Origin of the sequence: Streptomyces sp. NPDC020780, from assembly GCF_044334475.1 — a bacterium.
GTDB lineage: Bacteria > Actinomycetota > Actinomycetes > Streptomycetales > Streptomycetaceae > Streptomyces.
This window is the reverse complement of record NZ_JBIRTB010000001.1, coordinates 501,514-521,853: the sequence shown is the minus strand read 5'-3', so window position 1 is coordinate 521,853 and position 20,340 is coordinate 501,514. Positions and strand designations below refer to the sequence as shown.

Below are 20,340 nucleotides of genomic sequence, written 5' to 3'. Positions count from 1 at the left end.
TCGGCATCCGGGCGCACCTGGGCACCCCTCACTCTCGTGAATTCCCGGCACCGAAGGGCAACCGACTCACAGTGAAGCCGAGAAGACGGTGACATAAAACTGTTAGCACTGTCAACGCGCTCACGCCTTTGAGGTGCAACCTTGGGCGTGTACTCTCGCTGTCATGGAGGAAGAGGAATCCACTTCAGGAGCCGTCGTCACGGCGGCGCAGATCGCACGGCTGGCCGGTGTCACCAGGGCCGCTGTCGCCAACTGGCGACGCCGTCACGACGCCTTCCCCGCGCCCGTCGGCGGCACGACGGCGGGCCCGCTCTTCTCTCTCGAAGAGGTCGAAACCTGGCTGGCCGGCCAGCGCAAGGGTCGGGGTGTCTCGCCGGAGGTCGCTCTCTGGCAAGCCCTGCGCGCCGCCTACGGTGACGACATGGCCACCGCTCTGGTCGGCGTAGGCCACTACCTGACCCACCAGGAGAACGCATTCCCCGAACCGCTCCGCGAGACCGTCGACCGACTGGCCGCCGAACGCACCGCACCCCGCCTCTTCGAAGACCTGGTCACCCGCTTCACCACGTCTGCCGGCCGCAGTGGTGCCCAAGCAGTCTCGTCACCGCGCCTCATCCGGGCCTTCGCCCATTTCGGCGGCTCTGTCGAGGGGACCGTCTACGACCCGGCATGCGGAACCGGATCGCTCCTCTTCGCCGTCGCCGGGGCGAAGGACACCGCCCTGGCAGGGCAGGAACTGAACTCGGCCCTGCTGGATGTCGCCCGGCTGCGGGCCGCGCTTCGCGGCTCTCCCGCAACACGGTTCGAATCCGGCGACTCGCTGCGGTACGACCGCCACCCCGGCCTGCACGCCCAACTCGTCGTCTGCGAACCGCCCCTGGGCCAGTCCGACTGGGGCCGCGACGACCTGCTGATCGACTCACGCTGGGAGCTGGGCACACCGCCGCGTGCCGAGGGCGACCTCGCCTGGCTCCAGCACTGCTACGCCCACACGGCCCCCGGCGGCCGCACCCTCATCGCCCTGGCCCCCTCCGCCGCGTACCGGAAGAGCGGTCGCCGGATCCGCACGGAACTGGTCCGGCGCGGTGCGCTCGCATCGGTCGTGGCTCTGCCCGCGGGGCTGGCGACCAGCCACAACCAGCCGCTGTTGCTGTGGGAGCTACGGCGCCCGACCGGGACGGGCGACGAGGCCCGGTCCGTGCGGATGGTCGACCTCACGCAGAACGACCCCGACGGCCTGCTGGAGCCGACTCCCGACCAGACCGCGCAGGTGCCTGTGATCGACCTGCTGCGCGAGGACGTGGACCTGAGTCCATCCGCGTACGTCACCGCGGCTCAGCCGGACTACCCGGCCGAGTACCTGGCCCTGCGGGCCGCTCTCGAACAGCAGCTGCACGCACTCTCAAGGCTGCTGCCACCCCTCCCGCCCGGCCCAGGCGCCGGGGCGCTGGACGACTTCGCCGAGGTGGGCGTCGGCGACCTCGTCCAGGCCGGGCTGGTCCACGCGAAGGGGGATGGAGCCGTGTCCACGAGCGAGCAGCTGGACACGGACTACCTCCAGGGATTCCTGCGGAGCGCGGCGAACACCCGCCGCACCACCTCGTCGACGGGCACGCACCGGGCCGATCTACGAGCCGCGCACCTGCCGCAGATGGACATAGAGCAACAACGCCGATATGGAGCCGCCTTCAGGGACTTGGGCGAGTTCGAGCGAAGGCTCAAGGATCTTGCCAGGATGGGCGACCGGGCCGCCCACCTGGCCTACGACGGACTGACGAACGGCGCGCTGGCGCCTGACGCAACACGAGAAGGTGCCGAGTGAGCAACACCAATCAGGAACTTGCCGACTTCATCTGGTCGGTGGCCGACCTGCTGCGCGGCGACTACAAACGCTCGGAGTACGCCAAGGTCATCCTGCCGCTCACGGTGTTGCGGCGCTTCGACTGCGTCATGAAGGAGAAGGGCACCCGGCAGGCCGTGTGGGACCGGGACGCCTCCTACAGCGGTGACCGGAAGGACGCGATCCTCCTCGTCACCTCGCAGTTGCCGTTCTACAACACGTCCAAGCAGAGCTTCGAGACGATCGGCAGTGACGACAGGCGGGTCTACGAGAACCTCAAGGACTACATCGGAGGCTTCTCCCCGGCGGTCACCGAGATCATCGACCGGTACGACTTCCACATTCAACAGGACCGGCTCCGGGACGCCGAACTGCTCTACCAGGTGGTCCAGAAGTTCGCGGCCATCGACCTCAGCCCGGGGCGGGTCAGCAACCACGACATGGGTTACGTCTTCGAGGAACTGATCCGCAAGTTCGCGGACGCCTCCAACGAAACGGCCGGGGAGCACTTCACCCCGCGTGAGGTCGTCAAGCTGATGGTCGAGCTGCTGCTGGGCCCGGACGACGCCCTGATCCGCCGCCCCGGCCAGGTCATCGACATCCTGGATCCGGCCTGCGGCACGGGCGGGATGCTCGCGGCGGCCGAGGAGCACATCAAGGACATCAAGCCGGGTGCGCGGGTCAATCTGTACGGCCAGGAGATCAACGCCGAGTCGTACGCGATCTGCCGCTCGGACATGCTGCTCAAGGGACACGCGGCGGACAACATCAGGTTCGGCAATACCTTTGTCCGCGACTGGCACGAGGACCGCACGTTCAGCTACATGCTGGCCAACCCGCCCTTCGGTGTGGAGTGGAAGAAGGCGGAGAAGGCTGTCAAGGAGGAACACGAGGGCCTCGGCTTCGCCGGCCGCTTCGGGGCGGGGCTGCCGCGTATCAACGACGGCTCGTTCCTCTTCCTCCAGCACATGCTGCACAAGATGGCTCCGCTGAAGAAGGACGAGAACGGCGAGGAGATCGGCGGGTCGCGCATCGCGATCGTGTTCAACGGTTCGCCGCTCTTCACAGGTGGGGCGGGGTCCGGTGAGTCGGAAATCCGGCGGTGGATCCTGGAGCACGACTACCTGGAAGCCATCGTCGGCCTGCCGGACCAGCTCTTCTACAACACGGGTATCTCCACGTACTTCTGGATCCTGAGCAACCGCAAGCCCAAGCACCGGCGGGGCAAGGTCGTCATGATCGATGCCCGGGGCGAGTGGGTGAAGCGGCGGAAGTCCCTGGGCGAGAAGCGCAAGGAGATCTCCGAGGAGCAGATCCAGGGCATCAGCGCGATGTACCGGGACGCCGAGCAGATCGCGGACAATCCGGAGCACCCGCAGCACGCCAAGGTGAAGATCCTCCGTAACGAGGAGTACGGCTACCGGCGCATCACGGTGGACCGGCCGCTGAAGCTGCGCTTCGAGATCACCGAGGACACGCTGGAGGCGCTGGCTACGTCTGCCTCGCTCCAGAAGGTGCTGGGTGACAAGACGATGGACGCAGAGGAAGTGGCCAGGCGGCAGGCGGAGTTCGTGGCTGCGGTCAAACCGCTGATAGGGCAGGTCTGGTCGACGAAGGCCGACGCCTGGGACGCACTGCATGCCGCCGTCACGGCGGCCGGGCTGATCTGGCCCTCGGGGTCGGCGTTCCAGAAGGCGCTGCGGGACGCGGTGGGCGTGCGGGACCCGAAGGGCGAGGTCCAGTACGCGAAGGGCAAGCAGGCCGAGCCTGATCCGGACCTGCGGGACGCGGAGAACGTGCCGATGGACCGGGACATCGACGAGTACGTGGCCGAGGAAGTCACGCCGCACGTCAAGGATGCGTGGATCGCGGAGCTGAAGAACCCGAAGACGAAGCTGACCGAGCGGTACAAGGTGGGGTACGAGATTCCGTTCACGCGACACTTCTATGTGTACAAGCCTCCGCGGCCGTTGGCGGAGATCGACGCGGAGTTGAAGTCGCTCGAGGCCGAGATCCAGGCACTGCTGGGCGAGGTGACCTCGTGACCACCGAATCGATCGCCCCCTGGCTCTCGACGTCACGGTGGCCGACCGTACCTATCCGGTTCGTGGCAAAACTAGGAACGGGGCACACTCCCAGCAGGAATATCCGGAAGTTTTGGGAAGATTGCACAGTTCCGTGGATCACCCTGGCAGACGTTTGGCAGATCCGGAACAGTGGCGTCGACTACATCACCGAAACCAAGGAGATGGTCAGCCACCTGGGTCTCGCCAATTCATCAGCGGTGAAACACCCTGCCGGTACGGTCATTCTCTCTCGCACAGCATCGGTTGGATTTTCGGCAATAATGAGTGCCGACATGGCCACCAGTCAGGATTTTGCCACCTGGACGTGCAGCCCGTCCCTTGAGCCAAAATTCCTGCTCCACGCACTGCGAGCTATGGCACCCGACCTGAAGCGAGTAGCGGCAGGATCGACTCACAAGACGATTTACATGCCAGACATCGAAGGTTTGAGGATCCCTTTCCCCTCGACAAAAGAACAGCGCCGCATCGCCACCTTCCTCGACGCCGAGACCGCCCGGATCGACCGACTTACCGCCGCCCGCCAACGCCAGCTCGGTGCCCTCGAAGAGCGGGCATACGCGGCCGTTTCGGAAACTCTGGTGCCGGGAACACTCGACGCCCCTGCCCAAGTGTGGCCGTGGGTATGGCTCCCTGGACCCTCTCACGACACGCCGTTCGTGCGCCTCGGCTATGTCTGCCAGCTACAGACCGGTCTCACTGTTGATGGAAAGCGGGATGTCAGCGGAGACGTCGTCACCCGACCTTACCTACGCGTCGCGAACGTACAGGCTGACCACGTGGCTTTGGAATCGGTCACGGACATCACCGTCCCCCGCAGCGTCGCAGTGCGCAGCACTTTGCTTCCTGGCGATGTCCTCATGACAGAGGGCGGCGACCTGGACAAACTCGGGCGCGGCACCGTCTGGCATGGAGAATTGCCTGGCTGCCTGCACCAGAATCACGTGTTCGCCCTGCGGCCGGATCGCGATCGTCTTGACGGCGACTACCTGGCGCTCATGACACAAACTCTTCACGGACGATGCTACTTCGAGAGCACGGGAACGAAGACTACCAACCTGGCATCGACAAACAGCAGCAAGATTCTCAGCTTCCCCATCCCTCTTCCGAGCGTTGAACGGCAACGGGCTCTGGTACGGGAAGTCCGGCAAAGTCTCGACACCGTCCGACATGCGAAGGCGGCCCTCAACCGCCAACTAGCCCTCCTCGCCGAGCGCCGCCAAGCCCTCATCACCGCCGCGGTAACCGGCCAGATCGACGTGACCACCGCCAGTGGCCGAGGAGTTGACCTGCCATGACCGCCACAGCCGAGAGCCCTGCCGTCCCGTTCATCACACGCGTACGCATCGAGAACTACAAGTCCATCGCCCACTGCGACGTCCAGCTCGGCCCCTTCACTGTCCTGCTCGGCCTGAACGCCGCCGGGAAGTCGAACTTTCTCGACGCCCTGCGCTTCGTCCGCGACGCGGTGAGCCGGGGCTTGCCCGAGGCTGTCGGTGAGCGCGGTGGTCTGCATGACGTCCTGCGGCGTGTTCCGGAGGCTTCGGAGAGCTGCACCATCGCCCTGGAGTTCCGCCTTCCGGAAGCCCGGGGTGACGACGACGACAGCAGCGTCCTTGCCGGAAGCTATGAAGTCACCTTCGGATATGCCCCCAGTACCGTGCACGAGGGGTACGTCGAAGCGTGGGTCCTGCGCGAGTACGGCGAGATCGGCCCGGTCGGCCGATCGCCCGAGGCCAGGTTCCAGGTGGAGAACGGGCGCGTCGAAGAGGCCCCGTCAGGACGGACCGGCAAGGTGCGGCCCGGCGAGTTGTACCTGCCGCTGGTGAGCGCCGGCAGTGAGACATACGGGCGCCTCCGTGCCGCCCTCTCCGGCATGTTCTTCTACGAGCCCGAGCTGTCCGCGCTCCGCGACGCCAGGCCGGCCACCCGCTCGGGTGTGCTCGCCGAGGACGGTGGCCATCTGGGTAGCGTGCTGGGGCTTCTCGCCCCCGTGATCCGTGAGCGTGTCGGCGACTATGCGGGAGCCATCGTCCCGCAGCTGTCGCAGGTCGGCCCGTCCACGGAGGACGGTGACTACATCGCGGCCAAGATGACACTGGCGGTCGGCCCGGACGCCCGGCCCATGGAGTTCCGGGCCGAGTCCATGTCCGAGGGCACCATCCGGGCGATCGGTCTGCTGACGGCGCTCTTCCAGCCGGCGGCGCAGGACGGGCGGCTCCCGCTCGTAGCCGTCGAGGAACCGGAACTCGCGTTGCACCCCAGCGCCGCCGGGGCTCTGTTCGACGCGCTGACCGAGGCGAGTCTGCACACTCAGATCCTGGCGACGAGTCAGAGTTCCGAGCTCTTCGATCGTAAGGAAGCGGACCTCGACTTCATTCGCGTGGTCGTCGTCCAGGACGGCGTCACGGTCATCGGCCCCGTGGACGACATCAGCAAGCGGGTCGTGCGCAAGGGCCTGGCCACCATCGGCGAACTACTGCGCTCCGACCAGATGGTTCCGCAGTCACTACGGCCGGAGAGCTGACCATGGAGCGGATGACCATCGCCTCGGTCGTGGAGGGCGAGGGGGAACTGTCGGCGTTGCCGACGCTGCTGCGCAGGCTGACCTACGAGGCCGAGGTGTGGGACGCGAACATTCTCAAGCCGTACCGGGTGGGGCGCGACAGCCTGGTCAAGCAGGGCGGGATCGAAGGAGCGGTCGAGGCTCTGGCCGACCGGGTTCCGGCGAACGGCCCGGGAGGAATCCTCGTCGTGCTGGACGCGGACGACGACTGTCCGGCGACCCTGGGGCCGTCGCTGCTGGAACGGGCGATGACCGCCCGCCCCGACCGGCGCACAGCTGTGGTTCTGGCACAGCGCGAATTCGAAGCGTGGTTCCTCGCAGCCGCGCCCACGCTGGGCGGCTGTCGCGGTATGCCACATGGCCTCGACGTCCCTCCGGACTGCGAGGCGCCCCGCGACTGCAAGGGGTGGCTCACTCACCATCGCGCGGACGGGCGCCCATACAAGCCTGCCGTCGATCAGGCCGCGCTCTCCGAGGTCTTCGGCCTCGCGATGGCACGGGCCAACTCGCCCTCCTTCGACAAGTTCTGCCGTGACGTCCACTACCTCATGACCGGAAAGCGGGGGGCCTGAACTCCATGACGCGCCACGACACCGAGGAAGCCTTCGAGGACGCCGTGGAGGACGGGCTCCTCACACACGGCTGGGAGAGGGGCCAGTCCGACAACTACAAACACGATCTCGGGATCGACACCGCCGAGCTCGCCACCTTCCTCGGCGCCTCGCAGAACGACGCCTGGCTGCGGCTGCGCGCCGAATACGGGGAGGGCGAAACCGCGTCCATCCAGCGGTTCGCCAAGCGTGTGGCGGAGCAGATCGACAAGCGCGGTGTCCTCGACGTGCTGCGGCGCGGGGTCAACGACCGCAACGTCAAGATCCAGCTCGCGTACTTCCGGCCCGCGCACACGCTCGCCGCCGGAGCGCAGGACCAGTACGACGCCAACCGGCTCACCGTCGTACGGCAGTTCCACTACTCCGCGAAGACGCCCGCCAAGTCGCTCGACCTCGCACTCTTCGTCAACGGCATCCCGATCGCCTCCGTCGAGCTGAAGAGCCACTTCACGAAGCAGAACGTCGAGCATGCCATCCGCCAGTACCGCAAGGACCGCGACCCGAAGGAGCTGTTCTTCTCCAGGCGCAGTCTCGTCCACTTCGCGGTGGACCCGCAGTTGGCGTTCCTGACCACTCACCTGGCCGGCGCCAAGACCCGCTTCCTCCCGTTCAACACCGGCACGGGCGGCCCCGGCGCCACCGGTGGCGCGGGCAACCCGTCGCAGGCGGCGGACGGGGCGTACCCCGTGTCCTACCTCTGGGAGCAGATCTGGGACCGCGACAACTGGCTGGAGCTCCTCGAACGCTTCCTGCACATCGAGGACGAACAGGCGAAGGCCGGGAAGTCGCCGTCGCACCGGCCCGGCAGCGCGCACGCGCAGCCGCTCATCTTCCCCCGTCTCCACCAGTGGCATGCCGTGCGGGAGCTCGCAGCGCACGCCGGCCTCAACGGTGCCGGGGAGAACTACCTCGTGCAGCACTCGGCCGGCTCCGGGAAGTCCAACACCATCGCCTGGCTCGCCCACCGCCTGTCCTCCCTGCACACCCCGGAGGACCCGGCGCAGCTGGGCACGGGCGCGCGGGAGAAGGGGATGGGGCCCAATCAGCGGGTCTTCGACAAGGTCATCGTCATCACGGACCGCCGTGTCCTGGACAAGCAGCTCCAGGACACGATCTTCCAGTTCACGCACACGCCGGGCGTGGTCGTCCGGATCGACGAGGACTCCGCACAGCTGGCCGACGCGCTGACCGGCGCCACCGCTCGTATCGTCATCACCACCCTGCAGAAGTTCCCGTTCATCCTGAAGAAGGTCGGCGGGCTCGGCTCCCTGCGCTACGCGGTGATCATCGACGAGGCTCACTCCTCGCAGGGTGGCGACGGCTCGGCGGCGCTGAAGAAGGCGCTCGGGGGCAACACGGTGGACGCGGAGGGCGATCCGCTCACCGCCGAAGCGCTGGCCCGGGGTCAGCAGCCGAACATGTCCTTCTTCGCGTTCACGGCGACCCCCAAGCCCAAGACGCTCCAGCTCTTCGGGACTCCGGACGACACCACCGGTCAGCCCGGTCCGTTCCACGTGTACTCGATGCGTCAGGCCATCGACGAGGGCTTCATCCTCGACGTCCTGGGCAACTACGCCACCTGGAGCACCTACTTCAAGCTGCGCAACGATGCCGCTGAGCAGGTCGAGCAGCAGGTGGACCCGCGTAAGGCGCGTTCGCAGCTGGTGCGGGCGGCTCTGCTGTCCGAGGCGTCCATGGCCCAGCGGGCCAAGATCATGGTGGATCACTTCCGTTCGCACAGCGCCGCCAAACTGGGTGGGCGGGCCAGGGCCATGGTCGTCACCCCGAGCCGCGAACACGCGGTGCGGCTCTACCTGGAGATCCGCAAGTACGTCAACGAACGCGGAGCCACCGACTGTGCGGCTCTGGTGGCCTTCTCCGGATCGTTGACCCTCGACGGGGTCGAGTACACGGAGTCCAAGCTCAACGGCTTCCCTGAGAAGGAACTGCCCGGCCGGTTCGGTTACGTACGGACCGACGATCCGAACCCCCCGGCCGTGCCGAAGCCCGAGTACCGCATCCTCGTCGTCGCGGAGAAGTACCAGACGGGTTTCGACCAGCCGCTCCTGACCACCATGTACGTGGACAAGCCGCTGGCCAACGTGGCGGCGGTGCAGACGTTGTCGCGTCTCAACCGCACTCACCCCGAGAAGTCGCAGGAGGACCTGTTCGTCCTCGACTTCGCCAACAAGCCGGAGGTGATCCGCGACGCCTTCCAGCAGTACTACGAGGTGTCGCTGACCGACGAGATCGACCCGAACCTGCTGTTCGACCGGCAGGACGAGGTCATGGCCTACCAGTTGCTCGTGGAAGCCGACATGGAGGCACTCGTCACGGCGTACTTCGCCGCTTTCGACGACGGTCGTGCCTCCGAGGACGCGGTGAAGAAGGCTCACGCCCAGCTGTACCGGTACACCGCCCCGGCGGTGGACCGCTACAACGACCTGGTGGCCAACGAGCCGGACAAGGCCCAGGAGTTCCGCCGCGCCCTCCAGTCGTACGTCAAGGCGTACGGGTGGCTGTCGCACGTCATCGGCTTCGAGAACCGTGAGCTAGAAAGGCTGTTCCAGTACGGGCGGTTCCTGCTGCGCAGGCTGCCGCGCCCGGACGGAACCGCAGCGGCGGACATAGGCGAGACGGTACCGAGCCATATGCGGGTCAAACAGACCGGCACGCCTGAGCTGAAACTGGACGCGGCCGGTGCGCAGATCCTGCCCGGCCTGCCGGAAGCCGCAGGCGCGGCAGCGGAGATCGAGGAAAAGTCACTGGCGGAGGTCATCCAGTCGATCAACGACGATCTGGGAGCGGACCTCACCACGACGGACCAGATCCTGCTGGGGCAGCTGGTCGTCGCGATCGCGGAGAACCCGGACATGCAGGAGATCGGGCTGCACCAGGACGAGGCGACCTACGGTCGTGAACTGGCCAAGGAGATGGACGACTTCGTCATCCGGCAGGCACAGTCCAACGACGCGCTGATGGTCCGCTACTTCGACGAGGACCAGGTCAACAAGCTGTTCCGGCAGGTGGCGACAGCACAGTCGTACAACCTGATCCGGCGCCCGGCGCGTCGCGAGGCCGACCGGCTGGCCACGGCCGAGCGGGCGGCCGAACTGAAGAACGGAGAATCGGGGCGGGCCGAGCCCGGAACGCCGTAACCTGCACGAACGATCGACGCATCAGTACAGGGAAAGGCGTGCCACATGGGGGACTCGGCACCGCGGACAGCGACGGGTACGGGACGTCCCCTCGCGGGACGGTACCGCCTGGGGACACCGATCGGCGCCGGTGGCATGGGCGAGGTCTGGCAGGCGTACGACGAGGCGCTGGACCGCAGGGTCGCCGTCAAGATGATGCTGGACGAGCAGCCCGGTATGTACGCCGCTCAGCAGGAGATGCTGGAGACCCGGCGCCAGCGCTTCCTGCGTGAGGTACGCACCACCGCCGGGCTGCACGAGCATCCCGGACTTCCGGCGGTCTACGACACCGGGGTCGACGAGGTGACCGGGCGACTGTACGTGGTGATGCAGTTACTGAGGGGGCGTGAGGTCCAGACCCTCATCGACGAGACGGACTACGACTACGAGCCGCTGCCGGTGGCGTGGGCCGCGGCCATCGGAACGCAGATCGCCTCGGCTCTCGGCGAGGTCCATCACCATGATGTCGTCCACCGGGACGTCAAGCCCGCCAACGTGATGCTCACGCCGGGCGGAGTGGTGAAGGTGCTCGACTTCGGGGTCGCGGCGCTGCTCGGTACCGGCGGCGCTCATCCGCATCTCACGCAGGAGGGGATGACGGTGGGTACTCCGGCCTACATGTCCCCCGAGCAGAGTCTCGCCAACGCGGTGGGCCCGGCGGCGGACATCTACGCACTGGCCTGTCTGCTCCACCAACTCCTCGTCGGCACAACACCGTTCATCGCCTCGCGTGACCGGTCCCTTGCCTGGCATCACGTGCACACCGCCCCGCCGGCCGTCCGGTCACTCCGTCCCGACGTACCGGCCGAGGTCGAGCGGTTGCTGCTCCGCATGCTGCACAAGGACTCGGAACAGCGTGTGGGTGCTGCGACGGTCTACGAGACATTGCTGCCTCTGGCCGCTGCGGGGGCTCCTGCCGGAACTCCGCGACTGCTGACCGCCGACGGTCTGGAGCTCGACCCCTGCACTCCGTTCACGCGGCCGTTCGGCGGATCGGTGCGCCGGGAGGCGGGCCGGGCAGCGATGTACACACCGACCGTGGCCGATGCCGTCGCCGCGTCGCCGCCCCCGTCCGGCCCAGCACCGCTGACGGACGCGGAGGCCGACGAGGCAGCAGAGCGGGCGGGAGAACTCGCCCGGCAAAAACAGTTCACGCAAGCATCTGACGTCCTGGCGGCGGCCCTCGACCGTGCCGGGGAGGGCGTGCTGGCGGAGGATCTTTCCCTGTCTCTCGCGCATGTCAAGTTCCTGGCCGGAGCACACCGAGAGGCTCTCGGCCTGTTCGAGCAGGCCGCCGAAGCGATCGGTGCGAGGTTCGGCCCCGACGATCACGAAACACTGCAATGCCGCTACTACGCGGCCGAGTGCCTCGTGGAACTCGGCGAGAAAACTGCGGCCCTCGCGGCCTTCACGGTCTACGCCGCACACGCCCCGGACGACAACGATCCGCTGTCCGTCGAGCGCCATCTCGCGGCACTGGCCCACATCATGCGCCTGGAAGCAGGTGCTGAGCATTTCTCCCGCGCGCGCAGAGCGGCACGCACGCTGGTCGATGCGACACTCCGCTATCGCGGGACGGACACGACCGCGCTCGCGGGCATCGAGGATTTCGTGAAGCGCCTGAATCGCTTCGACAGAGCGTAGGGGACCAGCTGTTCGGGCAGGGTCCCCCGCCCGGACAGCTGGCCCGGCGGCCTCTGAGTCGCCCGGTCTCAAGCCGCCGGGAGCACGTCCTCGAGCTCCTGGAGCAGCCTGCGCTTCGGGCGGGCTCCCACCATCGACTTCACGGGTTCGCCGTCCTGGAAGACCATCAGGGTCGGCATCGAGAGCACCGCGTAGCGGCTGGTGACGTCCGGGTTGTGGTCCACGTCGATCTGCACCACCTTGACGCGGTCGGCCTCCTCGGCGGCGATCGCGCTGAGCACCGGGGCGAGTTGGCGGCAGGGTCCGCACCAGTCGGCGGTGAACTCGACCAGGACCGGCAGGCCTGCTCCCCGTACCTCCTCGTCGAACGTCGTGTCGGTGACCTCGGTTACACCTTCTGCGTGGATCATCTGTCCTCGTCCTCCCAGTTGAGTTCGCATCGGGGTTCGGGACCGCCCGGCACCACGGCCGACGCCTCCAGTTCGGCGCGCGCCAGCTGGGCGCCGACCTGCGTACGAACCGTCCGCAGCTGGTCGATGAGCTGGTCCAGCTCGCCCAGCTTGCGCCGGTAGACCGCCAGCGAGGCGGGGCAGGCGTCGCCGGCCGGGTGGCCGGCGCGCAGGCAGTCGACGAAGGGACGGGTCTCCTCCAGTTCGAATCCGAAGTCCTGCAGGGTCCGTATCTGCTGGATCAGCCGCAGATCGCCCTCGTCGTACGTGCGGTAGCCGTTGTCCGCCCGGCGGGCGTGCAGCAGTCCGCGTGATTCGTAGTACCGCAGCGTCCGTGTCGTCGTCCCGGCGCGTTCGGCCAGCTCCCCGATTCGCATACCGCGACCGTATTCCTTGACGTCCGCGTCAAGGCAAGGGCTTGACCCCGTCCACAGGTACGAAGTCCACATCCGCGATCCCCGCGGCAACGGTCCGGGCACCCTGGGCAGTGCGTCCACCATGCCGTCGTCCACATCCCGTACGGCTGAGAACCGGAGGTTCGGGCGCCCGTGTAGAACAAGTAGTACGCTGACTCCATGAGCGACAGCAGCGAGGTCCCGCTCCGCGAGCTGAATCAGCAGACCTCGCGGGTCATGGCCCGGGTGCAGGCCGGCGAGACGGTCACCATCACGAAGGACGGCGTTCCCATAGGAGACATCGTCCCCCGGGGTCTGCCTCTGGGGAGACCCGCGTACCCCTTCCGCACGGACCCCATGGGGCCGCTGGACCTTCCCGACCTGGGCGGGCCCGAACTCTCCGACGACGAGATCGACGCCACGCTGCGGGGCATGGGCACGGCCGATGACTGACATCCCCGTCGCGATCGCCGACACGAACGCGCTGTACCGCCTCTTCACCCCCAAGGACCCCCGCCACGGGGCGCACAGAGAAGCGCTGAGCAAGGTGGGGCACCTCGTGGTGCCCCCGATGGTGCTGACCGAACTGGACTACCTGCTGACCTCGAAGATCGGGGCGGGCGCCTCCATGAACGCGCTCGACTTCGTGGCACGCCAGGTCGAGGTCCGCCGCTTCGAGATCCCGGACGTCGCGTCCCACCTGCGGAGCACCATGGCCGTCATGCGCGGGTACCAGGACGCCGACAACGGCCGGGGGGTCGGCCTGACCGATGCGATGAACGTCGTACTCGCCGCCGCCTACCGCACAGCCGATCTCTTCACCTCCGACCGGCGCTTCAGGATCATGCGCCCGCTCACCGGCCACGCCGCGTTCCGGCTCCTTCCGGACGACTTGTGAGCCGGCGCCCGGAACCACTCCCGAGCCACCCCGGGAACACGGAAGCGGCCGGTACGGGAGTCCCGTACCGGCCGTACCTGTGTTCAGGTGTTACGCCTTGACCAGCGAGGGCTGCTGCTCCTCGCCGTCCCGGGCATCCGGGACGTGCGGTTCGCCGCCGTGGGCCTCGTCCGTCATCGTCTGCTCGTCGAACGGGAGCGCTCCGGAGAGGACCTGGTCCACCCGGGCCCGGTCGATCTCCTTGGTCCAGGTGCCGACGAGCACCGTGGCCACCGCGTTGCCCGCGAAGTTGGTGAGGGCGCGGGCCTCGCTCATGAAGCGGTCGATGCCGACGATCAGCCCGACGCCGTCGACCAGTTCGGGACGGTGCGACTGGAGGCCGCCCGCGAGGGTGGCCAGTCCGGCGCCCGTGACGCCCGCCGCTCCCTTGGAGGCGATCACCATGAAGACCAGCAGGGAGATCTGCTCGCCGATGCTCAGCGGGTCGCCGGTCGCGTTGGCGATGAACAGCGAGGCCATCGTGAGGTAGATCGCGGTGCCGTCGAGGTTGAAGGAGTAGCCGGTCGGCACGGTGATGCCGACGACGGGCTTGCTGACGCCCATGTGCTCCATCTTCGCGATCAGCCGCGGCAGGGCCGACTCCGAGGAGGACGTGGACAGGATGAGCAGGAACTCGCGGCCCAGGTACTTCAGCAGGGTGAAGATGTTGACCCCGGCCACCAGCCGCAGGATCGCCCCCAGGATCACGAACACGAAGACCGCGCAGGTGACGTAGAAGCCGATCATGATGATCGCCAGCGACTTCAGCGCGTCCACGCCGGTCTCGCCGACCACCGCGGCCATCGCGCCGAACGCGCCGACCGGGGCGACCCACATGATCATGGCGAGGATGCGGAAGACGAGGCGCTGGATGTGGCCGATGCCCCGCAGGACCGGTTCGCCGGCCGAGCCCATGGCCTGCAGGGCGAAGCCCGCCAGCAGCGCGACGAGCAGGGTCTGCAGCACCTCGCCCTCGGTGAAGGCCGAGACCATGGTGGTCGGGATGATGCCGAGCAGGAAGTCCACGGTGGACTCGCTGGCGCCCGAGGCCTGCTTCTCCCCCGCGGCACGCGCGGCCTCGGTGAGGTGGAGGGTGGAGCCGGGCTCCAGGAGGTTTCCGACGACCAGGCCGATGGCCAGGGCGACGGTCGACATCACCAGGAAGTAGCCGAGGGCCAGACCGCCGACGGCGCCGACCTTGGCGGCCTTGCGCACGGAGCCGACGCCCAGCACGATCGTGCAGAAGATGATCGGCGAGATCATCATCTTGATGAGGCTGACGAAGCCGGTCCCGATGGGCTTGAGCTCCACGGCCAGGTCGGGGGCGGCCAGTCCCACCGTGATGCCCAGCACCACGGCGGCGATCACGGCCAGGTAGAGATAGTGCGTACGGTCCCGTCGTGCGGCTGTCTCTGCCACGGGAGCCCTCCTCGGCTGTCTGCGGTCCCTCCCCCGTCCCTGGGGGCCCCGGTGACTATTCACCTCCCTGTGACGGCCGTCACCCTTGCGTTCATATCGTTCACGGACGCTTTCGAGCCACCTTGGGCGGATGCGTGCCGCACGGCAGACTGGATGCCATGCGCCTCCCCCGTACCCGCCCCCGCAGCCTGGCCGGCCAGCTCTTCGCGATGCAGGCCCTGCTGGTGGCCCTGATCGTGGCCGGATGCGCCTTCTTCACCTACGCCTCGGGGCGGACCCAGGCCGAGGAGACCGCCGCCCGTCAGGTGCGGGGGGTCGCCCTCGCGATGGCCGGATCTCCGTCCGTACGTGAGGCCATCCGTACCCCTGATCCGTCCGCCGCACTCCAGCCGTACGCGGAACGGGTCCGGGCGGACACCGGTATCGCCTTCATCACGATCATGGACACGGACGGTGTCCGCTGGACGCACCCGGACCCGGCCCAGATCGGCAGGCCCTTCATCGGGCACACCGAGCAGGCCCTGCGCGGCGAGACGTTCACGGAGACGTACACCGGCACGCTGGGGCCCTCCATACGGGTGGTCACGCCGATCCGCGACGGCGGCCGGGTCGTCGGGCTGGTCAGCGCGGGCATCACCGTCGAGCGCGTCTCCACCCAGGTGCGGGAACAGCTCGGCGCGCTGGCCCTGGCGGCCGGCGGCGCCCTGGCGCTCGGCGGGCTCGGCACGTACGTCATCAACGCCAGGCTGCGGCGGCACACGCACGGGATGAACGCCCAGGAACTCAGCCGGATGCACGACTACCACGAGGCCACCCTGCACGCGGTGCGGGAGGGCCTGCTGATGCTGGACGGGCGGCGCCGTATCGCGCTGATCAACGACGCCGGACGGGAGCTGCTGGGACTCGGCCCGGACGCGGTCGGGCGGACGGTCGACCAGTTGGCGCTGCCCGCCCCGCTGACCGGGGCCCTCCTGGCCTCCGGGCCGCGCGTGGACGAGGTCCACCTGACGGCGGACCGGGTGATCGTCGTGAACACCAGCCCCGTGGTCGGCGGCGAGCGGCGCGGCACGGTGGTGACCCTGCGGGACCACACGGAGCTGCAGGCGCTGTCCGGGGAGCTCGACTCCGAGCGCGGTTTCACGCAGGCGCTGCGGTCACAGGCGCACGAGGCCGCGAACCGGCTGCACACCGTGGTGTCGCTGATCGAACTGGGCCGGGTCGAGGAGGCGGTGGAGTTCGCCACGGCGGAGCTGGAGCTGGCGCAGGTCCTCACCGACCGGGTCGTCGGCGCGGTCGGTGAGCCGGTACTGGCCGCGCTGCTGCTCGGCAAGGCGGCACAGGCCAACGAGCGCGGTGTGGAACTGGCGCTCGGGGAGGACAGCCTCATCGACGACGGGGCCCTGCCGTGTTCGCTCGTGCCGCGCGACCTCGTGACCATCCTCGGCAATCTGATCGACAACGCGGTGGAGGCCGCCTCGGACGCGTCGACGGGAGGCATCACGTCGAGCGGAGGCGCCGCCCCGGGACACGGTGACGGGTCCGTGCCGGCGCAGCGCGCCGCGTCGCGCGCCCTGGTCACCGTCACGGCGCTCACCGACGCGGACGGTCTGCTGCTGCGGGTGGCGGACACGGGCCGGGGCATCGGCCCGGAGGACGCCGACGAGGTGTTCGAGCGCGGCTGGACCACACACGGCGCGGGGCGCGGCCTGGGGCTGGCGCTCGTACGGCAGACCGTCCACCGCAACGGGGGGACGGTCACTCTGGGGCGCTCCGCGGACGGCGGCGCGGAGTTCACGGTACGGCTGCCCCTGGCGGGCCGCCCGGCGCGGGTGGTCACCACATGATCCGGGTGCTGATCGTCGAGGACGACCCGGTCGCCGCGGACGCCCATCAGCTGTATGTGGGCCGGGTCCCGGGTTTCGAGGTGGCCGCCGTCGCCCATACCCGGGCGGCGGCCGTGCGCGCGCTGGAGCGGATGCCGGTGGACCTGCTGCTGCTGGACCTGTACCTGCCCGACGGGCACGGGCTGCAGCTGCTGCGCTCACTGCGGGCCGCGGGCCACGGGGCCGACGTGATCGCGGTGACGTCGGCGCGGGACCTGGCGGTGGTGCGGGAAGGCGTGTCGCTCGGCGTCGTGCAGTACGTGCTGAAGCCGTTCACCTACCCCACCCTGCGCGACCGGCTCGTGCGGTACGCCGAGTTCCGGGCGGCGGCCGGTGAGGCCAGCGGCCAGGAGGAGGTGGACCGGGCGCTGGCCGCCCTGCGGGTCTCCCAGCCGGCCACGCTCCCCAAGGGCCTGAGCGGGCCGACCCTGGAGGCGGTGACCACGGCGCTGCGGGCGTCCGCGGAGGGGCTGACCGCCTCGGCCGCCGGGGAGGAGCTCGGCATCTCCCGGATCACCGCGCGCCGCTATCTGGAACATCTGGTCACGGCCGGCCGTGCCGAGCGGCGGCCCAGCTACGGCCACGTGGGACGGCCCGAGCTGCACTATCGGTGGGTGGCCGAAAATCGCTGATCCTCCTGGGACCCTCACCCGGAACCACTAGGAGGATCGTACGAAGGGTGAACTGATAAGAACAGCCTGTAGCCAGAGGGTTCTCTTCCTTCTACGGTGGGGCCGTGCACCCCACTCCGCCCTTCAACGCCCCCGCCGCGCGCCGACTCCGCGAGGCACTGGGAATGGCTCCCGGACATGTTGCGTACGGGCTCGGCGCCCAGTACGGACTCCGGATCACCGCGGAGACGGTGATGGCCTGGGAACGCGGGGTCGCGCTGCCCGGCGAACGCGAACTGACCGCCCTCGCGGGCGTGCTGTGGTGCGCGCCCGGCGAACTGCTGGCCGACGCGAGCACCTTGCGCGAGCACCGCGTGGCCCGGAACGTCTCGGTGGACGACCTCGCGCGGACACTCGGCATGACGGCCGCCGCGTACCTGCGCGTCGAGGAGTCGGGCCGCTGGCGCGGCAACGAGCGCCAGGCCACGGCCCTCCGCGAGGCGCTGGACCTGTCCGCGGCACAGTTCCTCACGGCGACCGGCCGGAACGAGGAGCTGAGCGAGCTGCTGACCAGGGCGGTGACCACGCGCTGGCAGGCGTACGTCCGGCCGGTGGCCAAGCTCGTCCCGCTGGACCGGGTCCTGGTGCAGGACGTGCTGGAGCAGCTGCACACCGACTACCAGTCCCTGATGGTGTCGACGCTGAGCTGGAACACGGCGGGCCGGGACCGCTCGGGGACGGCGGGCGATGCGGGGCGGGAGTTCCTGGACCGGGTCGTCGAGCGGTTCTGGCACACGGCGGGCATCTGACCCGGCTGCCCGGCCTGGCCGGCCTGGTGCGCCCGGCGGAAGCGGGCCCGCTGTGAGCCAGGCCGGGCGACTCCGGCCGGCGCGCGCCCGGCGGCCAGCGGCGGGTCCGTGCGCCGTTCCCGTCCCGGTGGCGGGGGTCGCCGACGGGCCCGGGCGTCGCCGGGGCCGAGGGTGTCCCGCGCATCCCGGTGGTTCGGCGCGCGGCGCCGGATGCGGTGCATCGCACGGCGGAGGAGCGTCCGCCTCCTGGACGTACCTGGAGGTTCCGGTAGCGCGGCGAGGTGCCGTAGCTGCCGTCGTGCGCCCCCCGGGAGTCGCGGGACAGCCCTCAAGGGTTGCCGGAGAACAGCATGTGGGCCAGCAGCACGCTGACCTGCGAGCCCAGGTCGCACAACCCACAGGTCAATTCCCGGCAAGCCCTCAGGCCGGGGCCGGTCAGAAGACCGACTCGGCCTCGTACATCCGGCCGATCGGCACGGTCTTCAACCGGGTCACGGCGTCCGCGAGCGGGGCCATCACGATGTCCGTGCCGCGCAGAGCCGTCATCCGGCCGAAGTCTCCGCGGTGCACGGCCTCCACCGCGTTCCACCCGAAGCGGGTCGCGAGCACCCGGTCGTACGCGGTCGGGGTGCCGCCGCGCTGGACGTGGCCGAGGATGACCGGCCGGGCCTCCTTGCCGAGGCGCATTTCCAGTTCGACGGCGAGGCGGTTGCCGATGCCCTGGAAGCGCTCGTGCCCGAACTGGTCGATCTCACCCTTGGCGTACGGCATGGAGCCCTCCGCCGGGTGCGCGCCCTCGGCGACGCAGATGACGGCGAACTTCTTGCCCCGCGCGAAGCGTTCCTCGACCATCTTGACCAGGTCGTCGACCTCGAAGCGCCGCTCCGGTAGGCAGATGCCGTGGGCACCGCCGGCCATGCCGGACTCCAGCGCGATCCAGCCCGCGTGGCGACCCATGACCTCGACGACCATGACCCGCTGGTGCGATTCGGCGGTGGTCTTGAGACGGTCTATGGCCTCCGTGGCGACGCCCACCGCCGTGTCGAACCCGAAGGTGCGGTCGGTCGCGGAGATGTCGTTGTCGATCGTCTTCGGGACACCCACGACGGGCATGCCGGCGTCCGACAGCATCCGGGCCGCCGTCAGCGTGCCCTCGCCGCCGATCGGGATGAGGGCGTCGATGCCGTAACGCCGGGAGAGCTCCTCGCAGTTCTCGGCGCCTTCGCGCAGCCGGTCGCGCTCCAGCCGCGCCGAGCCGAGGATCGTCCCGCCACGGGCCAGGATGCCGCTGACCGCGTTGAGGTCGAGGGGGCGGAAGTGGCCGTCGAGCAGTCCCTTGAACCCGTCCTCGAAGCCGATCACTTCGTCGCCGTGGCCCACGACCGCTCGGTGCACGACCGACCGGATCACGGCGTTCAGGCCGGGGCAGTCCCCGCCTGCGGTGAGAATTCCGATGCGCATCCTGCTCTGTCTCCTGCTCGCTGAGGGCGGTCCCGTCATCCCTGGTGGATCAGCGCACGGCGTCGGGTGGCGGAGTGCGCCTCCCACGCCGCCCGGGCCGCGGGGTACGCCGCGAGGCGGAGGCACGTCCGCATACGGGATGTATCCGGGCGTTCCGGCGACGCGGCGAGGCTCCGGGGCTGTCGCCACGCGCCCGCCAGGGGTTACGGGACAGCCCATGGTGCCAGGTCTCCGGGGCCCTTCGTGGAAACGCCCGTACCGTGAGCCACCACGATTGTCCCACGCCGTCCGGGGCACCCGCGCTTCCGGCTCCCGTGGGAGAGACACGGCGGCAGGCCGCGGGGCCGCTCCTGTCAGGTGCTTCCCGCCGGGCGACGGACCTGCCCCCGTAGGTATCGTCAAGGGGGCAATGCCGGGGTGTGGCCCGAAAGTGG

Annotated in this window: 16 protein-coding genes; 12 read left to right on the top strand and 4 right to left on the bottom strand. The window is 68.9% G+C overall.

What is annotated here, in order from left to right:
- Positions 1-163 precede the first annotated feature (163 nt).
- From ACH4VO_RS02375 to ACH4VO_RS02345, 7 genes are read left to right on the top strand one after another with little or no spacing between them, the layout of a single operon-like run.
- Positions 164-1,822, top strand: a complete 1,659-nt coding sequence (locus tag ACH4VO_RS02375; RefSeq protein WP_360984007.1) for an N-6 DNA methylase — start codon at positions 164-166, stop codon at positions 1,820-1,822.
- Positions 1,819-3,885: a class I SAM-dependent DNA methyltransferase gene (locus ACH4VO_RS02370; RefSeq protein ID WP_360984004.1), complete on the top strand. Its 2,067-nt coding sequence runs from the start codon at positions 1,819-1,821 to the stop codon at positions 3,883-3,885. The genes ACH4VO_RS02375 and ACH4VO_RS02370 overlap by 4 nt, the downstream gene beginning before the upstream one ends.
- Positions 3,882-5,222: a restriction endonuclease subunit S gene (locus ACH4VO_RS02365; protein ID WP_360984001.1), complete on the top strand. Its 1,341-nt coding sequence runs from the start codon at positions 3,882-3,884 to the stop codon at positions 5,220-5,222. Before ACH4VO_RS02370 ends, ACH4VO_RS02365 begins: the two co-directional genes overlap by 4 nt.
- The gene (locus ACH4VO_RS02360) at positions 5,219-6,451 is read left to right on the top strand and encodes an AAA family ATPase (RefSeq protein WP_360983998.1); all 1,233 of its coding nucleotides are present in this window, start codon (positions 5,219-5,221) and stop codon (positions 6,449-6,451) included. The genes ACH4VO_RS02365 and ACH4VO_RS02360 overlap by 4 nt, the downstream gene beginning before the upstream one ends.
- Before the next feature lie 11 nt (positions 6,452-6,462).
- On the top strand, positions 6,463-7,062 hold the full coding sequence (locus tag ACH4VO_RS02355; protein ID WP_360983995.1) for a DUF4276 family protein: 600 nt from the start codon (positions 6,463-6,465) through the stop codon (positions 7,060-7,062).
- 5 nt (positions 7,063-7,067) lie between these two features.
- The gene (locus tag ACH4VO_RS02350) at positions 7,068-10,259 is read left to right on the top strand and encodes a type I restriction endonuclease (RefSeq protein ID WP_360983992.1); all 3,192 of its coding nucleotides are present in this window, start codon (positions 7,068-7,070) and stop codon (positions 10,257-10,259) included.
- A 45-nt stretch (positions 10,260-10,304) separates the two neighbouring features.
- Complete coding sequence (locus ACH4VO_RS02345; protein WP_360983989.1) at positions 10,305-11,942, top strand: serine/threonine-protein kinase; 1,638 nt, start codon at positions 10,305-10,307, stop codon at positions 11,940-11,942.
- Between the two features lie 68 nt (positions 11,943-12,010).
- On the opposite strand, the gene trxA is transcribed toward ACH4VO_RS02345, so the two are convergent.
- Positions 12,011-12,352 (bottom strand): thioredoxin, encoded by a 342-nt coding sequence (trxA, locus tag ACH4VO_RS02340; protein ID WP_360983986.1) that lies wholly within the window; start codon positions 12,350-12,352, stop codon positions 12,011-12,013.
- Positions 12,349-12,768 (bottom strand): MerR family transcriptional regulator, encoded by a 420-nt coding sequence (locus ACH4VO_RS02335; protein ID WP_360983983.1) that lies wholly within the window; start codon positions 12,766-12,768, stop codon positions 12,349-12,351. The genes trxA and ACH4VO_RS02335 overlap by 4 nt, the downstream gene beginning before the upstream one ends.
- Positions 12,769-12,966: 198 nt before the next feature.
- Here ACH4VO_RS02335 and ACH4VO_RS02330 point away from each other — a divergent pair, with 198 nt between their 5' ends.
- Positions 12,967-13,239, top strand: coding sequence for a type II toxin-antitoxin system prevent-host-death family antitoxin (locus tag ACH4VO_RS02330; RefSeq protein WP_360983981.1), 273 nt, complete (start codon positions 12,967-12,969; stop codon positions 13,237-13,239).
- A complete protein-coding gene (locus ACH4VO_RS02325) occupies positions 13,232-13,684 on the top strand; it encodes a PIN domain-containing protein (RefSeq protein WP_360983978.1) in 453 nt (150 codons plus the stop codon). The genes ACH4VO_RS02330 and ACH4VO_RS02325 overlap by 8 nt, the downstream gene beginning before the upstream one ends.
- 90 nt (positions 13,685-13,774) lie before the next feature.
- Here ACH4VO_RS02325 and ACH4VO_RS02320 read toward each other — a convergent pair whose 3' ends face one another.
- A complete protein-coding gene (locus tag ACH4VO_RS02320) occupies positions 13,775-15,142 on the bottom strand; it encodes a cation:dicarboxylate symporter family transporter (RefSeq protein WP_360983975.1) in 1,368 nt (455 codons plus the stop codon).
- 158 nt (positions 15,143-15,300) lie between these two features.
- Here ACH4VO_RS02320 and ACH4VO_RS02315 point away from each other — a divergent pair, with 158 nt between their 5' ends.
- From ACH4VO_RS02315 to ACH4VO_RS02305, 3 genes are all read left to right on the top strand, one after another.
- Complete coding sequence (locus tag ACH4VO_RS02315; protein ID WP_360983972.1) at positions 15,301-16,986, top strand: sensor histidine kinase; 1,686 nt, start codon at positions 15,301-15,303, stop codon at positions 16,984-16,986.
- Entirely contained in the window at positions 16,983-17,657 is a 675-nt protein-coding gene (locus tag ACH4VO_RS02310) for a response regulator (protein ID WP_360983969.1), read from the top strand. Before ACH4VO_RS02315 ends, ACH4VO_RS02310 begins: the two co-directional genes overlap by 4 nt.
- Positions 17,658-17,821: 164 nt before the next feature.
- The gene (locus ACH4VO_RS02305; RefSeq protein ID WP_360984345.1) at positions 17,822-18,445 is read left to right on the top strand and encodes a helix-turn-helix transcriptional regulator; all 624 of its coding nucleotides are present in this window, start codon (positions 17,822-17,824) and stop codon (positions 18,443-18,445) included.
- 435 nt (positions 18,446-18,880) lie between these two features.
- Here the strand turns inward: ACH4VO_RS02305 and ACH4VO_RS02300 are convergent, their stop codons facing one another.
- The gene (locus tag ACH4VO_RS02300) at positions 18,881-19,906 is read right to left on the bottom strand and encodes an ATP-dependent 6-phosphofructokinase (RefSeq protein ID WP_360983966.1); all 1,026 of its coding nucleotides are present in this window, start codon (positions 19,904-19,906) and stop codon (positions 18,881-18,883) included.
- Positions 19,907-20,340 lie beyond the last annotated feature (434 nt).

What these genes read in the sequence shown, in the direction of transcription:
- ACH4VO_RS02375 (WP_360984007.1), top strand. Translation starts at nt 164, where the DNA reads ATGGAGGAAGAGGAATCCACTTCAGGAGCCGTCGTCACGGCGGCGCAG.
- ACH4VO_RS02360 (WP_360983998.1), top strand. Translation starts at nt 5,219, where the DNA reads ATGACCGCCACAGCCGAGAGCCCTGCCGTCCCGTTCATCACACGCGTA.
- ACH4VO_RS02355 (WP_360983995.1), top strand. Translation starts at nt 6,463, where the DNA reads ATGACCATCGCCTCGGTCGTGGAGGGCGAGGGGGAACTGTCGGCGTTG.
- ACH4VO_RS02350 (WP_360983992.1), top strand. Translation starts at nt 7,068, where the DNA reads ATGACGCGCCACGACACCGAGGAAGCCTTCGAGGACGCCGTGGAGGAC.
- ACH4VO_RS02345 (WP_360983989.1), top strand. Translation starts at nt 10,305, where the DNA reads ATGGGGGACTCGGCACCGCGGACAGCGACGGGTACGGGACGTCCCCTC.
- trxA (WP_360983986.1), bottom strand. Translation starts at nt 12,352, where the DNA reads ATGATCCACGCAGAAGGTGTAACCGAGGTCACCGACACGACGTTCGAC.
- ACH4VO_RS02335 (WP_360983983.1), bottom strand. Translation starts at nt 12,768, where the DNA reads ATGCGAATCGGGGAGCTGGCCGAACGCGCCGGGACGACGACACGGACG.
- ACH4VO_RS02330 (WP_360983981.1), top strand. Translation starts at nt 12,967, where the DNA reads ATGAGCGACAGCAGCGAGGTCCCGCTCCGCGAGCTGAATCAGCAGACC.
- ACH4VO_RS02325 (WP_360983978.1), top strand. Translation starts at nt 13,232, where the DNA reads ATGACTGACATCCCCGTCGCGATCGCCGACACGAACGCGCTGTACCGC.
- ACH4VO_RS02315 (WP_360983972.1), top strand. Translation starts at nt 15,301, where the DNA reads ATGCGCCTCCCCCGTACCCGCCCCCGCAGCCTGGCCGGCCAGCTCTTC.
- ACH4VO_RS02310 (WP_360983969.1), top strand. Translation starts at nt 16,983, where the DNA reads ATGATCCGGGTGCTGATCGTCGAGGACGACCCGGTCGCCGCGGACGCC.
- ACH4VO_RS02305 (WP_360984345.1), top strand. Translation starts at nt 17,822, where the DNA reads ATGGCTCCCGGACATGTTGCGTACGGGCTCGGCGCCCAGTACGGACTC.
- ACH4VO_RS02300 (WP_360983966.1), bottom strand. Translation starts at nt 19,906, where the DNA reads ATGCGCATCGGAATTCTCACCGCAGGCGGGGACTGCCCCGGCCTGAAC.